This window comes from Lysinibacillus sphaericus, assembly GCF_001629735.1.
Lineage (GTDB): Bacteria > Bacillota > Bacilli > Bacillales_A > Planococcaceae > Lysinibacillus > Lysinibacillus pinottii.
This window is the reverse complement of record NZ_CP015224.1, coordinates 895,517-911,987: the sequence shown is the minus strand read 5'-3', so window position 1 is coordinate 911,987 and position 16,471 is coordinate 895,517. Positions and strand designations below refer to the sequence as shown.

Here is a 16,471-nt window from a genome sequence, read left to right as displayed (position 1 = left end):
AATAGATTCCATCAGACTGCACTTTTTTGTTCCATCAGCCATGCACTTAAAATCTCCGCAAATTTCTTCGTTACAGGTGATGCATTATGCTTCATGGCAATTCCGATTGTACGGTAGGCACCTTGCTTTAGTGGAATTGCTTTTAATGTAGGCGGCAAATTTTGAATGACCAATTGTGGTAAAATACTGATTCCTAGTTGATGAGAAATCATAGAAACAATACCTACCTCCTCTGAAAGTTCAAAGCGAATATTTGGCTTCACATGATATTGTTCCAACAACACTTTGACATCATTGGTCCCTTTATAGGAAGTCATAATAAAAGGCATATCTTCCAAATCAACAATATCTATCTCTGACTTATTAAATAGTGGGCTTTTATCTGAAACGATACATAATAAGGGATCCTGCTGTAATTCTGTATATTGATATTGCTCAGATTTTTGACCATTTAAAAATCCTGCCTCAATTTCCCCACTAAGTAACCATTGTTCAATTTCATAATAATCTCCCTCGCGTAATTCCACCTGTATTCCAGGAAACTGATTGTCCATAATCCTAATAATTTCTGGCATCCAATTAGAAGATATACTTGAAATAACGCCAATACGGACGTTTCCTCTTGTCACTCCATGAATATGAGCCGCCTCTTGTTGCAATAATTCCTGTGCGTCTAAAACCTGACGCATTGCCCTTAGCATTGTTTGCCCCTCACTCGTTAGGGTGACACCGGCTCTACTTCGATGTATTAAGGCAAACCCAAATTCTTTTTCTAAACTTGATACGGCATGACTGACAGCAGACTGAGTTAATCCTAGTGCATCTGCTGCTTTTGTAAAGCTTGCGACTTCTGCTACCTTTGTTAAAATCTCATATTTTACTAAGCTCATCGGCATTCCCTCTACATACATGAATTTTTTTAATCCTAATCATTATAAACATTCGTTTTACTAATCTCAATACAACATATATAGTAATTTTTAGTATACAAACTGTTTTAGTACACAGATGGTAGGTGAACATATTGAGTATCCAAGGAAAAGCAAATGTATTGATGGTTATTGTCACAATGTTTTGGGGACTATCTTATACCTTTATGGTCATGGGGCTTGAAACATTGGCTGTTTATAATGTGGTGGCTTTACGTTGTATCATCGCATTTATAGTAGCTGGGCTTATTTTTTATAAACGGATGATAAAAGTAGATGGTAAGACTTTAAAATATGCAGCTATCCAAGGATTTTTATTATTCATTGTGTTCGCATTAAGCTTATTTGGATTACAATCCACTTCCGTTTCAAATGCAGGCTTTATTTTAAGCCTAACTGTTGTACTAGTGCCGATTTTCAGTAGCTTCATTGATAAAAAATTACCTTCCAGAGCCGTGAGCTTTGCGATTATTTGTACCATGATAGGTATTACAGTGTTAACGGCGCAAGGCTCTTTCTCCTTCCATAAAGGAGATTTGTTAGTCGCAATCGCTGCGCTATGTTATTCTATTTATTTACTTTTAAACAGTTCATTTACACGGAATGTGGAGTCCATTTCGTACGGCATTTACCAATTAGGCTTTGCGGGTATTTATGCCCTGATCTTAACCTTATTATTTGAAACACCAGCTTTACCGAATAATACGACATCCTGGATGGCTATTTTAGGACTTGGCATCATTTGTAGTGCGTTTTGTTTCGTTGGCCAAACTGTTGCACAACAGTATACTTCTGCTACACATACAGGTCTTATTTTTTCCTTAGAACCTATATTTGCAGCAATGTTTGCGATGATGTTCATCGGTGAAGGATTGACAATGAAACTGGTTATTGGTGGTAGCTTTATTTTAATTGGTAATTTATTTGCCCAATTAGAGCATTTCCATGTATTACGCTTTATTAAAAAGGATGCTCCAGAAAAAGTCATTCATTAAAAAGCAGAGTGATCCACAATGATCACTCTGTTCAGACTGTAGACAAACTCAAAAAATTTGAGAGTTTGCCTACAGTCTTTTTTCTTTTACAATGAAATAAAGTAAAGCCGTTGATTTTCACTACGGGCGGACGCTTTCCGCGGGCGGGGTCGAGCTGCTTCCCTCGCTTCGCTCAGTCCAGGATTCTCGACTTTCCCGCTTTTCCCGCAGTAGTCGCCGCCCTTCGTTCCCATCAACTTCTACATAAAGTACTCCATCTACATAGGGTGTTGAAAAGTAAATTTTTGTAACTGATATTTACTTTTAACATGCTTGGACAATACTCAAACCAATAAAATTATTCTTCCCCATCAAGAACATAAGTTCTTTTTTCTTCTTTAATATTTTTCTTAGTAATTGTAAAATGTTTAATCTTTTAATAAATTTATATGTAAGAGTTAATAAAAATAAAAAGCACATCACTAAAATTTGTTTTTAGTAATGTGCTTTTTTATTTAATGTGTAACATTATAAATAAAATACTATTAAATAAGAATTAATGTACAATTACATGTACTTAATCTTACAGAGTAGATCACTCTGTTTTCCCTTTATAAAAATCTTCTAAGTTGCTCAGCCTCATTCATGCGCTCTTGTCTTAAACGTTCTTCCTGCTCAGCAGCTGTTTCCGGGTGTTGTGATTGTAGCGTATCATAATCATCATCACGTTCTGCAAATAATACGATACTCCCCTGCTCTACAAGATGAGCATAGTAAGCTATTTGCCCTTCGGAAAGATTAAAGCGTTTTAAGCCTTCTGTTACAGCTGAATCACCTGTAAACCAAGATTTAAATTGGTCCACCCAGTTACCAGCCTCATGTGTGTGGACATCATCATCCCATTTCACATCCTCCAACTGCTGGGAATCTTTCGCAATAATATGGATATCCTCTTTATGGAAACCTTCCGTTCGCATAGTTTCTAAAATATGAAGCATTTCATCCCTTGTATGGGCCACCTCAATTTTTGGATTTTGTTCATTCATCATATTCATGTTCATGTTCAATTCCTCCTATTTGTATGGCTTACTAAATAATTACCCTGATGATTAGGAAACAAACTCCTTTTGTCGCTTCGTTACCAAACTGTAATAATTGTTACTCTGCTTTTATACAAGTTCTCTTTTTGTCATATAGGGAAAGAAACCCTACAAAAAAAGCATCCCCACATAGTATGGGAATGCTATTAATCCGTTTATTTGTCTAAGAAGGCTTTTAACATCCATGTATGCTTTTCAAGAGATTGGTACATCGCATTCAGTAAATCCTCTGTACGATCGTCCCCTTCCTCTGCTGCCAGTGCCATAGTAGAATTTAGAGCTTTCATAAGCTTTTGGAAATCCGAAATTGTCGTTGCTACCATTTCCTCCGTCGTCTCATTTCCTGTTGCTTCCTCTACATAGGAAAGCTCTAGATGCTCTTTTAATGTCGCCACAGGCTTGCCATCCTTTGAAAGAATACGTTCTGCAATTTCATCTAAATTTAACGTTGTTTCATTATACAATTCTTCAAATTTTGCATGTAGTGTAAAGAATGCATGCCCTGTGACATACCAATGATAATTGTGCAGCTTTGTATAAAGCACAGACCATGTTGCTACTAGCTTATTTAATTGTTTGTTTAAGTTTTGTGTCATAATAAGTTCTCCTCCAATGTATCAATTGTTCTAGCCTTTAATATGTGTTGCAAATAATGTTGGCTATACACACATTGTTCCCGACTAACAGTATTTCAAACATACCCCATACAATTGAATGAAAAAACCAAACACTTTTCTTTAAGAATATTTCTACTATTCTATTAAATTATTTCACTTTCCGAAATAGTTTCGTTATAATGAAATCACTTACATGTAAAGGGGTGTTTATAAATGGAAGTTTTACCATTAAGAAAAGATATTGCAGTAGAAGAAACATGGGATTTAACTGATTTATTAAAAAATGATGCAGATTTTGAACCTACTTTAGCACAGCTTGTTGAAGAAGCAATTAGCTTCGAACAAACGTATAAAGGTACCATTACAGATGCGCAAAAAGTGATTGATGTATTAACAGCTTTCGAAAACTTGCAAAAAAGTATCGTTCCAATTGGTACGTATGCGAGCTTAAACCTACAAGCAGATCGCACGGATGATGTAGCCCAAATGCGTGCTGCAAAATTTAGTACAGCTATCGGTAAAATAAGTAGCGCCCTATCATTCGTAAGAAGTGAATTACTTGCTTTGGATGAAGCAGTATTACAAGAAGCGGCAACATTAAGCCCTCTTTACAAACATTATTTAGAGGAATTATTAAAACGAAAACCTCACCAGTTACATCCAGAAGTCGAAAAAGCGCTTGCTGCCTTTAGTTCTACTTTTGATGCACCTTACGAAACGTATAATACGACAAAATTAGTAGATATGAATTTTGGCGAATTTGAAGCAAATGGTGAAAAGCATCCATTAAGCTTTGTCCTTTATGAAAATGATTGGGAGTTTGAAGCCAATACAGAAGTTCGCCGTGCTGCCTTTAAAGCTTTTTCCAGCAAGTTGAGCGATTATCAACATACAACTGCACAAGTTTACAACACTCATATTCAACAAGAAAAAACAATGGCTGATCTTCGAGGATTTGATTCCATCTTTGATTATTTACTATTCGATCAAGATGTCGATCGCTCCCTTTATAATCGCCAAATCGATTTGATTTCTAAAGAACTTGCCCCCCATATGCGTCGATATGCAAAATTAATTCAAAAAGCGAATGGTATTGAGCACATGACATTTGCAGATTTAAAAATTGCTTTAGATGCTGCCTATGATCCAAAATTATCGATGGACGAGGCGAAGGAATATGTCGATAAAGCATTGGCGATTATGGGTGAAGACTACAATCACCTAATCGACAGAGCCTTCAAGGAACGCTGGATTGACTATGCACCTAATAAAGGTAAATCGACAGGGGCATTCTGTTCAAGTCCTTACGGTAGTCACCCTTATATTTTAATGTCATGGAATGAACGTATGAATGAAGTCTTCACCCTCATTCATGAGCTTGGTCATGCAGGTCATTTTGCGAATACGCATGCTCATCAATCCTATTTTAATAGTCGTCCTTCCCTATACTTTATTGAAGCACCATCTACGATGAATGAAATGCTGCTAGCAAATTATTTATTAACGCATAATGAAGATGTGCGCTTTAAACGTTGGGTCATTTCAAATATTGTCTCTAAAACGTATTATCATAACTTCGTCACGCACTTACTTGAAGCCGCATACCAACGTAAAGTATATGAATTGGTGGACGCTGGTGAATCTGTCAACGCGAATATTTTAAACCAGTTAAAACGTTCTGTACTAGAAGATTTTTGGGGCGATGCAGTGGATATTACGGAAGGTGTTGAACTGACGTGGATGCGTCAGCCTCATTACTATATGGGCCTTTACCCATACACTTATAGTGCGGGCTTAACGATTTCAACACAAGTATCTCAGCGCATTTTAAAAGAAGGTGATGCAGCCGTTGAAGAATGGTTAGCAGTCCTGCAGGCTGGCGGAACAAAATCCCCAGTGGAATTGGCACAAATGGCAGGTGTCGATATTACAACGGATCAACCACTTCGAGATACGATTGCCTACATCGGTCATTTAGTAGACGAACTAGAACGTCTCACACTCGAGATTGAAGCTGTCCAACAATCATAAATGCTCTAGAAAACGAATCTGTGCTTGCAACGTACAGATCGTTTTCTTTTTTTAGTTCTAAGTGAAAACGTGCATACATATACTTGAATTAGGGCGTCCCTCCACACTTTTTAGATATTTCAAAATAGACAATCATTTTTCTTCATACAAAAGTACCGTTATTATTAAGAGTACGCAAATTATTTAGCAATATACGATTAACAATTGTCAAAGGAAGTGTTCTAATTATGGTAAAACGTAATGATCCATGCCCATGCGGTAGCGGCAAAAAATATAAAAAATGTTGTGAAGGTAAACAGCAAGTAACAGTGGAAACAGTACAAATCGAAGAATTAGAGCGTGTGCTACAAACATTTTATTTAGAATACCCTGAGCGTAAAGATGTTCGTGCTTATATCGAGCATGTGGGCACATGGCAACCTAAATTAGAGAGCGTGCTACAGCGTGAGCTGATTGAAGCCATCGCTTTAGACGACTTTTTCTTCCATCAAGAGCCATCGATTTGGAAAAGTTATTTAAAGAAAACGAAGAAAAAAGCAGTAAGACCTTCTACAGTAAAAGTACTTGAAGACTGGTCTCACCCTGCATTATTTATTGGTACGGTATCTGTTGTTGAGGAAAATTATTTTAAAGCAAGTCATTTACTTACAAATGAAGAGCTTTATATTCGTCGTGAAAATGATAAACCAATTCCGGAAGGTATGCATGTCTTTGCCTTTATTTTACCGGATGGAACGAAGAAATTGTCACATTATTTAGCTGTGTCTACATTGATTTTCTTCCCTGAGGATCATCTAAAAGTATTTGAAGAGTTTAAGAAAAACTTTGAAGCATCTGAGAAAAAAGTTGGAGCATTCTTAAAAGAAGAACATCTTGCATTCTGGGAGCTACTGGTCTCCAACGGCTACAAAGGGGAAGAATTCACTAATTTTGAAAGCACAGTCCTATCACAAGTAAAAGAATTCTTGGAGCAAAATGATCGTGAAACAGCTCCAATGCTTGAGCTATTAGAGGACTATTTAATAGAAGGACAACCTACTGCACGCAAAGAAGCGGCCATTGTTGCTGGTGCAATCCGTTACGGGCAGGAAAAAGAGCTCTTTGAATCTCTTTCTATGACGGTAAAAGAAATTGCTGCAACTTTTGATATTTCTGCTTCTTCACTTACAAAGTATTACCAAGATTTAAATAGCTATGTCGAAACAAAATAATCCTATAAAAGAAGCTACATTTATCAGCAATTGCTAATAAATGTAGCTTTTTTCCAAACGATTCCTTATTTACTGTAAACTTTTAAAAGCTCTTCACCTAAAAACTGTAGCTTTTCTCCAATTGAACAGGCTTCAATACAGAAGCGATGAGCTCCTGGTTTACCACGTTCTTTACGTAATTGCTGAATGACTAAGCAATCTGCGCAATACGTATCATGCAGTTCGTCTATATCCTTCATAACCGTCACTTTATCCATGTGAACTCTCGCTCCTTTCACGTCCAAAATTCACTTCCTACTATTATGAAGCGTTCATTTTGAACAAGCAACTATTTTGTTTATCCACTTCAGCAATTTTTTCAAGTCCATCACTACTAGCACATAGATGTTTTACAGCGTATCCTTGTTGTACAATTATATGGAAGTCAAATAGTAAAGTAGGGATGTTATGTTAGAGGTTTATATAGATGCTGCTAGTGCAGGTAACCCTGGCCCAAGCGGTATCGGTATATTTATTAAAGGTGAAGGCCAACATATACAAATTAGTGAGTATATCGGGGAAACAAATAATCATATTGCTGAATTTACTGCTTTAGTCCGTGGCCTTGAGGAAGCACAAAAGCTTAGCTCTACGCTTGTTTCCGTTCGCTCTGATTCTAAAATCGTTGTCGCCTCTATGGAAAAAGAATATGTGAAAAACGAGGAATTTAAACCTTTTCTGGAAAAAGCATTATCGCTCTCCAACACCTTCGATTTATTTTTTATTAAATGGGTGCCTGATTCTCAAAACAAAGCTGCTGATGCCTTGGCACGAAAAGCTATCCAAAATAATAATCATTAAACAATGCATGCCAAGGGACTGTTATGGACAGTCCCTTTTCTCCCCTTCTATTCAGATACTTAATATCCCCCAATCCATTCTTTTTATGAAGTCAATTTTCTTACAAAGATCATACAAAATTAGCTCTAATACGCATAAAATTTTCTGATTAATCCAAAACGATATTGACATACATTAGACGCGGTGATATCCTTTAACACATTAGTAGTTTAGCAAACGAAAGTGATAGTTTTATATAGGGGGAAATAAGGATGAAACGTATAATAACTTTAGTGATGATGCTAACAGCTGTCATTGTTTTAGCAGCATGTGGCACATCAAAAGAAAAATCAACAGAGAAAGACCCATCTTCAGCTGATCAGGAAAAAATCATTATTGGCATTGACGATAAATTTGCACCGATGGGCTTTCGCGATGATAAAAATGAAATCGTGGGATTTGATATTGATTTAGCACGCGCGGCAGCTGAGCATATGGGCGTAGAAGCTGAATTCCAACCAATCGACTGGAAAACGAAAGAGGCTGAATTACTCAGCGGACGTATTGATTTAATTTGGAACGGTTATACCATTACAGATGAGCGCAAGGAAAAAGTATTATTTACAAAGCCTTATCTCGAAAACTCTCAAGTGGTTATGACTAAAGCAGATTCTAAGATTGTGAAATTAACTGATTTAGCAGGCACAGAAGTAGGCATTCAATCTCTTTCTTCTGCTGCAGACGCATTAAATGGTAACCCAATCCACAAAGAGATAAAAACAATTACAGAATTCTCGGATAACGTTTTAGCTTTATCAGACTTAAAGACAGGACGTGTTGATGCCGTAGTAATTGATGCTGTAGTAGCAGAATATTACATGACACAAGAGCCTGATACATTTAAATTATTAGAGGAATCACTTGCTCCAGAACAGTACGGTATTGGTGTAAAACCAGGGAATGAAGCATTATTGGAAAAATTGCAAGCTGCATTAGACAAAATGAATGAAGACGGTACAGCAGCTGATATTTCTACAAAATGGTTCGGTGAGGATAAAGTATTAAAATAAAGACAGGATATTTTTTGTAAGAGTTTCCTCTGCGAAACTCTTACTCTCTTTGGAGGGACATCACTATGACAGATTACTGGCAAACTATGATATGGCCGATGCTAGAGGGCGCGAAAATGACCGTTATCCTGTTTTTCATCGCCATTCTTATATCGATTCCATTTGGCTTTTTATTGACACTTGCAGTGAAAAGTCGCATTAAACCACTTTCTTGGCTTGCACATACGTATATTTATATCATGCGTGGTACACCACTATTGCTACAATTATTATTAATTTGCTTTGGTCTACCTATGCTGCCAGTAATCGGTGAATATTTAGTATTGGATCGTTTTGTAGCCGCGTGCCTTGGCTTTATTTTAAATTATGCTGCCTACTTTGCTGAAATTTTTCGTGGTGGACTACTCGCCATCGATAAAGGACAATATGAGGCAGCACAAGTACTCGGTTTATCAAAATGGCAAACCACAACACGTGTCATTTTGCCACAAATGTTCCGCGTAGCCTTACCAGCTTTATCGAATGAATCTGTTACGCTAATTAAGGACACAGCCCTACTCTATGCTGTAGCAGTTCCAGAATTACTACATTTTGCGCAAACAGCCGTCAATCGTGACTTTACGATTGTACCTTTCTTTATTGCTGGTGCTATTTATTTAATCATGACGCTGATCTTGACCGTATTCTTTAAATGGCTAGAAAAACGTTTTAAATTTGAATAGAGGTGATCTATATGGCATTGATGGCAGTAACCAACTTAAAAAAATCTTTTAATCAAGTCGAGGTTCTTAAACAAATTTCATTTTCTGTAGAGAAGAACGATGTCATTGCGGTAATCGGTCCCTCTGGGTCTGGTAAAAGTACCATGCTCCGAAGCTTAATTCATTTAGAGGAAATTGATGGTGGTAGCATTTTAGTAGATGGTGATTATCTTGTGCAGGACGGCGTGTATGCCAAGCCACAGGAAATCAAAAACCTGACAGCTAAAATGGGGATGGTCTTTCAACATTTTAACCTATTCCCCCACTTAACAGTGCAGCAAAACCTTGAAATGGCCCCTCGCTTATTAAAACAAGAATCAGCTGAAGCCATTTCGAGCCGTTGTCTAGATTTATTGAAAAAAATTGGACTTTCCGAGAAGGCAAATGCCTATCCAGCTAATTTATCCGGTGGTCAAAAGCAACGAGTGGCAATTGCCCGTGCTTTAATGATGAACCCTCAAATTTTATTATTTGACGAGCCAACATCTGCCTTAGATCCTGAGCTGACAGGAGAAGTATTAAAGGTCATGAAAAGCTTAGCTGAAGACCAAATGACTATGATTGTCGTTACACATGAAATGGGCTTTGCGCGTGAAGTAGCCAATAAGGTTGTCTTTATGGATGATGGACAAATTATCGAATCTGACCACCCCGATAACTTCTTTACAAACCCACAAAACGACCGAACTAAGGCATTTTTACAAAAGAACCTAAAATAAAAAGGAGGGCGGACATAGTTAAATAGACTAAACTAATAAGAGGATATTATGTTCAATATATGAGCATATATCCTCTTTTCTTTTATATATTAGATTTGTTAATTAGATATTGAAAATATCGTATAGTATGTATAAAATATTAAAGAACATACGTTCTTTTTTTGGTGGAGGATGTAGCCCACAGCGGGAGGCGTAGTGAGGTCTTTAGACCGAGCGTTAATATCTTTTCGGAGAGATGTGCTATGAGGGTACAAGAAGTTCTCATTGAAAATAACAAGAGGAGATACATATTATTGGATCAAGAGGGGTTTCCTGTAATGCCAGTGATGAAATATATAAAGTATTTAGATAAGACAGGAAAAAGCCCTAATACTCAAAAGACATATTGTTACTCCTTAAAGCATTTTTATGACTACTTAGTGGAAAAAGATAAGGATTATAAGTTCATTAGATTAGAAGATTTAGTTGATTTTGTGGGATGGTTAAGAAGCCCTTATCAGAGTTTAAACGTTATTCCCCTTCAACAAGAGAAAGCAAAACGAACGGAAAAGACAATTAACCTTACAATTACAGTAATAGTAAACTTTTATGATTACCTTTACCGTAATGAAGAAGTGCAAAATGACATAATGGAAAAGCTGATGAAGCAAGTGTTTACAGGGGGACACTCACATTACAAGAGTTTTTTACACCATATAAATAAGGACAAGCCCTCTATCAGAAACATACTGAAATTAAAAGAACCACGAAAAAAAGTAGATACACTCACAAAAGAACAAGTGCAGCAAGTATTAGAAGCAACTACTAATATTCGAGATAGATTCTTAATTCAATTGTTATTTGAAACAGGATTGCGTATTGGGGGGAGCTCTCGCTCTTTTCATAGAGGATTTCATTTTTGATCATGGCAAGGGACATCGAATTCGTTTAGTGGATCGTGGAGAATCAGAAAACGGTGCGATGTTAAAGACTGGTGAGCGAGAAATTTATGTATCCCAGTGCTTAATGGATTTATATGACGATTATTTGTATGAAGTGCTGGATGAATTAGATTTGGACACAAACTTTGTTTTTGTAAAATTGAGAGGAAAAGACGTGGGGAAACCGATGGAATATTGGAACGTAGAATCCTTATTTAAGCGTTTAAAAAAGAAGACAGGGATAAACCTACACCCTCACCTATTTCGCCATACACACGCTACCATCTATTATCAGAAAACAAAGGACATTAAACAAGTGCAAGAACGATCAGGTCACTCTCAAATTCAAATGACAATGAACCTATACCTACATCCTTCGGATGAAGATATTCGGGAAGATTGGAATAAAGCACAATCCGAATTTAACCTAAAGAAAAAAGACTGAAAGGAGTAACTGGATGAAGCAAATCCTCCGAATATTCAATTAAACAAGGTATAAACAAAGATGACCTATTTTCTTATTTGGTCGCTAAAAATTTAAATAAAACAAAGGGCTAATCTTCAATTGAGTAGATTTTGCCCTTTTTCTACGGACGGTTAGGACATAGGGATTTCTCATAGTACATCACAGGCACATCATTCACGTAAATTAATGCAACATGTATAATTTAACAAATCTTGCTCTCACCCTTTATGAAAGGTTCTTATGATCTGCTTCACCAATAAATTATTTGCCATTTATAGTTGTCACTTCCCCTGTATTTCCCCCTCACACAACTCCGACAAAAAACGAAAAAGAATGGTTAGCGCTACTCATTGAATCTTTACTGTTCCTCTTTCTCATTACAAGAAAACTCATAACTCTGAGTTAACTTATTAGTAATTACTAATTCGTACTCTCCATCATTTTTCAAACATCCTGAAGAAAGCAAGCCTATTTCTTTGTTATTAAAATAACTTTTTACAGCAATTAATATTGCAAATACCAATAACAAAGTAAAAACAATTATTATGGCAATTTGAATATAATTATAATCCCCATTAACATTCTTCACATAAATCTCCCCCTTTAAGCTATAATTAATTAGATTTTACCCAAAATATTGTAATAAAGGAAGGGATTTCTATGAAATCGAGGTTAATTCTCATGTGTTTTATTAGTTTATTTTTCTTAAACGCTTGTACTAACAATGAAAACAAGGATAGCTGGAATTTAAAGATTCAGAATGTTGGAAATTACTCTAAAGAAGACGGTGATAAAAAAATAAAAATAGCAATACTTGATAGTGGTATAAATAAGAGACATTTCGCAAAGAATCTTATCACAAAAAGCTATAACGTTATTACAAACGAAAATAAAACTAATGACGAATTCGATCATGGAACAAAAATTGCTAGTATTATTATTGATGAAAAAATAGGTATTAATACTAATGTAGAGTTATTTGATATCCAGGTAATTAATAATAAAGGACAAACCACAATAAATAACGTTTGTGACGGAATATCTAAAGCAATAGAATATGAAGCTGACGTGATCAATATGAGCCTAGGTTTTAATACAAACAACAAACAGCTAAAAGAATGTATAGATAAAGCCCACAAAAAAAATATTATTCTAGTAGCCTCTAGTGGAGATACTATGAGTGATATATCCGATTATCCAGCCGAATATAAAAATGTAATATCAGTAGCTGCTATAGATAAAAATAAGGAGTTATTTGGATTTTCTTCTACAGGGAAAATAGATTTCTTTGCTCCAGGAGTCGATGTTATAGCTAAAAATAACAAAGGAAATTATATAAGAACCGAAGGTTCATCAATAGCTTCGGCAAACTTCACGGGTGTTTTATCAATCTATTTAAATAAAAATATAGACAAAAAAGAAATCTATTTACAAGATAATGTTGAATTTTTTAATTTTAATGGTAGAGTAATAAATATACTAATATTTAACAAAAATACAAACAAATGAGAGGAATGTTATTATGATCAAAAAAATGTTTAAACTAGTACCATTGCTAATATTGACACTATTATTTAGCGCAATCGCTTCTCCTATCTCTAAAGCAAATGAAGTAGCAGCAAAAGATGATGCAATAAATAATTCTACTTACTATTCAGTGAAAACTCACGAAATAGTTTTATTTGAAGAAGAGGCTTTAAGTTTAAATCCATATTTAGAGAATCAAGAATTAAATTACGTTAAAAATTATCTGAAAAATTTAAGCGATGAAGAAATTGATGAAATCTTGATACAGAACGGGTACAATTTGGACGATATAAAAATCGACACAGAATTAGGTCACGCAAATATTGTTTGGTTTGTTCCAATAGTAGTTGGTGCAATTATTGTTGCTGGTGGTATTATCTTTTCTGCCCTTTACTTTTCTCATAAAGAAAAAATGACCCTAATTGATAAGTGTTACGCTAACGGTGGTTATCCAGAAATTGATTCAAAGGACAAAGCAGGAGCTAAAGGAACCACTGATGGTGGAGCTGCAACTAAAGCAGGTGGATATAAATTTGAATGTAAGAAAAAGAAGTGAGGCTGGGACATAACTAATTGGTTCCTTCATAAAGCCGAATAATCTCTAAATTACCAAAACACGATAAATAGAAAAACCGAACTATTCCGAGCTTTTCGGTGGATAGTTCGTTTTTTTTGTTGGCGATTATAAAAGCTTTTTGTTACTTTGAAATAAAGTTTAATTAAAAACACCTTACAAACCCGTATTTTACGGTAAATAAGAAGAATCCATTTTGTGCTGGTTTAAAATAAAGTTTAATTAAAACCGTGCTACAAATGCTGATTTTACAATAGAAGAAACCCATCCATTTTGAAAAAAGATTAATCACAATGGATGGATTTAATTTTGTGAAGGAGTTATTTTTTATAAAAAAGTTTGATTAAAACTCACTTAGAATTCTTACATCAAAAGAGACAAAATGGTGCAACTTTTTTAAAAACAGTAGAACTTTATTTTAAACGATACATCTTTTTTATAAACGGTACAACTTTATTTTAAATCTACAATATGATGAAAAGGCTGCATTTATATTATACATTGAAAAACTAATACAAAGTCTCTTGGATGTCGGAAAAGTATCATATCTCCAAGTCGAAGAAGGTATAAGAGTGTTTAAAGCTCATAAATTTCTACCTAACGACATTAAAAAGGCGGATGATAAGCAAGTAATACAGTTTAGTGGGTTTAGTAGAGGGTTAGTATATGATGAATGACTTTCTTAAAACTGATTGGTACCAGATAGTAGAGCAACAAAATATTCTTTAATGTGAAACAGTGGTCCGTTATTTTAGTTAAAAATCGAGAGCATAACATATTTTATATGACTAATATGTTATGCTCTTTATTTTATCTACTTTTTTTCAATTTAGGTCTTGATAACTTTTGCTGCTCTCCTTTCATTTCTTTATCAAGCTATAGTTTCTCTCTTTAGGAACAACATGCTATTGAATAGATAATCTATCTTTTAGTTTTATTTAATGGGAAATATTATTGCATAAAAGAGAGTCATTTAAGACTCTCTCAATAGTTGTGAACATTTAGTTTTGAAAAATCAATATTCTTTCATTAAAGCATTTGTTCTTCATTCATTAAAAATGTATTGATTTTTAATTTCACTATCTTTGTCCTTTAAGTTATTTATTTGCTAGTATTTCAAGTAATTCTTTTGATTCTTCTTTTGATAATTTAGTATATTTCATATCATTTTCTACCAGAGTTACTTGTTCTTTTGAATTGACATAGATTAAATAATAAGAAGACTTCAACTCCTTATCAGGGTCTATAAAATCAAAAGACATTCTAAACTTTAATAGTCCAAATGACTCTTTACTTTTTTCTTTCCATTTAACTTTAGTAAGAATTTTATTTATTATTGAGACTTGATCTTTATCTAGGATTTCTAAACTTTCTTTAAAATCTCCATTTTCATCAGCCATCTCTAAAATAATTTTCTTTGTATCATTAGAACATCCCACACATAGAAAAATCAATGCAAATGAAATAATAATTATTTTTCTTAACACATAAATACCACCCTTTACTTAATTTCGTATTTTAAAGCTCATTAACTTCTAAATTAAACCCTTTAAATGAAACGAATCTTAAAGACCTTGTGTTTGTTTATCTTACAGAATAATCTTGGTTCTAGCCACATTACATCTCGTTCCACGGTGGTTACTATTTGATTAGCTATTTCTCTAAATGCTGTTTTCAGGTTTAAATCCAAACTCTACACTTGATACAGGTCTATATTTACTATTTGATTGAACACCTACAATCATTGTAAACGGATTATCTTTATAACCTAATGTATTGATAAAGAAAATATTGATTGTGAAAATTGAGAGAGTCATTGTTAAATTGTTTATTGTGATTAAACTTCAAGCAAAGTCTCGTGCCAAGTTTAAAAAAGCTTGGATGGCAGGCGAAATCCACTTTTCTTCATGCCAAAACATTTGGGTGGCAAACGATGTGGCCGACATATCCCACGGCAACGAGACTAGTTCCCCCCTACTCAATTCTGCTGTCACAGCCATTTCAGGCAAGATGGCGATGCCCATCCCTATTTTCGCACATTGTTTAATCGCCTCCGCACTGTTAAATTCCAATTCCGTAATTCCCCCCATGCCCTTTTGAGAAAGACTTCGCTCAAAAAATGTGCGATAGGAACACCCTTTCTCCGTCAGTAAAAAGGTCTCCCCATTAAAATCTTCAATGTCCAATTCAGTACGTGAAGCTAATGGATGATCAGGCGCTACCAAAATATAAAAGGACTCATCCTGCATTTTTTCTCCGCAAAACCCAATCTCGTGCTTGTCCTCATCTAGCATAAAAATAATGTCCGCGTCCCCTTCTCGCAAACTTTGTTTCAAGTTCGCATGTGACAGCGGCTTAAAAATAAGCCGAATTCCTGGATATCGTAAGCGAAACAGACGCAGTATAGCAGGCAGGCGGTACGTACACAACGTTTCATCTGCACTAATGACCAACGTCCCCGTCATTTCGCCAGATTGCTTAACCGCATGCTCCGCTTCTTCAAGTTCACTCAATATACGGACTACATAATCTAGAAAACGTCTACCCGCATCAGTCAAGATTACTTTTTTTCCTAATCTGTCCACCAGCTTTACACCTAGTTCCTCTTCCAATGCCTTCATTTGCATCGTAACCGTGGATGGAACATAGTTTTGCACCTCTGCAGCGCGGCTAAAGTTGAGTGTTGAAGCGAGTGTATAAAAGGTCTTTAATTGACGCAATTCCATTGTATAGTTCACCCCATGATTCAAAAA

At 35.3% G+C, this 16,471-nt stretch carries 16 protein-coding genes and 1 pseudogene; 10 read left to right on the top strand and 7 right to left on the bottom strand.

The window, feature by feature from the left end; translation table 11 throughout:
• Positions 1-11 precede the first annotated feature (11 nt).
• Entirely contained in the window at positions 12-890 is an 879-nt protein-coding gene (locus A2J09_RS04310) for a LysR family transcriptional regulator (RefSeq protein ID WP_031419531.1), read from the bottom strand.
• Between the two features lie 134 nt (positions 891-1,024).
• On the opposite strand from A2J09_RS04310, the gene A2J09_RS04305 reads away from it, so the two are divergent.
• Positions 1,025-1,924: a DMT family transporter gene (locus A2J09_RS04305; RefSeq protein ID WP_012293849.1), complete on the top strand. Its 900-nt coding sequence runs from the start codon at positions 1,025-1,027 to the stop codon at positions 1,922-1,924.
• Positions 1,925-2,514: 590 nt separating this feature from the next.
• Here A2J09_RS04305 and A2J09_RS04300 read toward each other — a convergent pair.
• Both A2J09_RS04300 and A2J09_RS04295 read right to left on the bottom strand, forming a co-directional pair.
• The gene (locus A2J09_RS04300; protein WP_012293847.1) at positions 2,515-2,964 is read right to left on the bottom strand and encodes a general stress protein; all 450 of its coding nucleotides are present in this window, start codon (positions 2,962-2,964) and stop codon (positions 2,515-2,517) included.
• 194 nt (positions 2,965-3,158) lie between these two features.
• Positions 3,159-3,599 (bottom strand): Dps family protein, encoded by a 441-nt coding sequence (locus A2J09_RS04295; protein ID WP_012293846.1) that lies wholly within the window; start codon positions 3,597-3,599, stop codon positions 3,159-3,161.
• A 234-nt stretch (positions 3,600-3,833) separates the two neighbouring features.
• On the opposite strand from A2J09_RS04295, the gene pepF reads away from it, so the two are divergent.
• Positions 3,834-5,651 carry an oligoendopeptidase F gene (gene pepF / locus A2J09_RS04290; RefSeq protein WP_012293845.1) on the top strand — a complete coding sequence of 606 codons (1,818 nt, stop codon included), beginning with the start codon at positions 3,834-3,836 and terminating at the stop codon, positions 5,649-5,651.
• A gap of 227 nt (positions 5,652-5,878) precedes the next feature.
• A complete protein-coding gene (locus A2J09_RS04285; protein ID WP_012293844.1) occupies positions 5,879-6,862 on the top strand; it encodes an SEC-C domain-containing protein in 984 nt (327 codons plus the stop codon).
• Between the two features lie 65 nt (positions 6,863-6,927).
• Here the strand turns inward: A2J09_RS04285 and A2J09_RS04280 are convergent, their stop codons facing one another.
• Positions 6,928-7,119, bottom strand: coding sequence for a zinc-finger domain-containing protein (locus A2J09_RS04280; protein WP_012293843.1), 192 nt, complete (start codon positions 7,117-7,119; stop codon positions 6,928-6,930).
• Positions 7,120-7,309: 190 nt separating this feature from the next.
• Here A2J09_RS04280 and A2J09_RS04275 point away from each other — a divergent pair, with 190 nt between their 5' ends.
• The 5 genes and pseudogenes from A2J09_RS04275 to A2J09_RS04255 all read left to right on the top strand — a co-directional run bounded on the left by A2J09_RS04275 (position 7,310) and on the right by A2J09_RS04255 (position 11,596).
• Positions 7,310-7,702: a ribonuclease HI family protein gene (locus A2J09_RS04275; RefSeq protein ID WP_031419527.1), complete on the top strand. Its 393-nt coding sequence runs from the start codon at positions 7,310-7,312 to the stop codon at positions 7,700-7,702.
• 251 nt (positions 7,703-7,953) lie between these two features.
• Positions 7,954-8,751 (top strand): amino acid ABC transporter substrate-binding protein, encoded by a 798-nt coding sequence (locus A2J09_RS04270; RefSeq protein ID WP_031419526.1) that lies wholly within the window; start codon positions 7,954-7,956, stop codon positions 8,749-8,751.
• A gap of 65 nt (positions 8,752-8,816) precedes the next feature.
• Entirely contained in the window at positions 8,817-9,473 is a 657-nt protein-coding gene (locus A2J09_RS04265; RefSeq protein ID WP_031419525.1) for an amino acid ABC transporter permease, read from the top strand.
• Positions 9,474-9,484: 11 nt separating this feature from the next.
• A complete protein-coding gene (locus A2J09_RS04260; RefSeq protein WP_012293839.1) occupies positions 9,485-10,231 on the top strand; it encodes an amino acid ABC transporter ATP-binding protein in 747 nt (248 codons plus the stop codon).
• A gap of 242 nt (positions 10,232-10,473) precedes the next feature.
• Positions 10,474-11,596: pseudogene (locus A2J09_RS04255) on the top strand (tyrosine-type recombinase/integrase).
• A 379-nt stretch (positions 11,597-11,975) separates the two neighbouring features.
• Here A2J09_RS04255 and A2J09_RS04250 read toward each other — a convergent pair.
• Positions 11,976-12,206, bottom strand: coding sequence for a hypothetical protein (locus A2J09_RS04250; protein WP_036161262.1), 231 nt, complete (start codon positions 12,204-12,206; stop codon positions 11,976-11,978).
• A gap of 71 nt (positions 12,207-12,277) precedes the next feature.
• Here A2J09_RS04250 and A2J09_RS04245 point away from each other — a divergent pair, with 71 nt between their 5' ends.
• Positions 12,278-13,126 (top strand): S8 family peptidase, encoded by an 849-nt coding sequence (locus tag A2J09_RS04245; protein ID WP_051563215.1) that lies wholly within the window; start codon positions 12,278-12,280, stop codon positions 13,124-13,126.
• 13 nt (positions 13,127-13,139) lie between these two features.
• A complete protein-coding gene (locus A2J09_RS04240) occupies positions 13,140-13,700 on the top strand; it encodes a hypothetical protein (protein WP_036161260.1) in 561 nt (186 codons plus the stop codon).
• Between the two features lie 1,115 nt (positions 13,701-14,815).
• On the opposite strand, the gene A2J09_RS04235 is transcribed toward A2J09_RS04240, so the two are convergent.
• Together A2J09_RS04235 and A2J09_RS04230 are read right to left on the bottom strand one after the other, a co-directional pair.
• Positions 14,816-15,205 carry a hypothetical protein gene (locus A2J09_RS04235; protein ID WP_012293835.1) on the bottom strand — a complete coding sequence of 130 codons (390 nt, stop codon included), beginning with the start codon at positions 15,203-15,205 and terminating at the stop codon, positions 14,816-14,818.
• Positions 15,206-15,562: 357 nt separating this feature from the next.
• Positions 15,563-16,444, bottom strand: coding sequence for a LysR family transcriptional regulator (locus tag A2J09_RS04230; protein WP_031419520.1), 882 nt, complete (start codon positions 16,442-16,444; stop codon positions 15,563-15,565).
• Positions 16,445-16,471 lie beyond the last annotated feature (27 nt).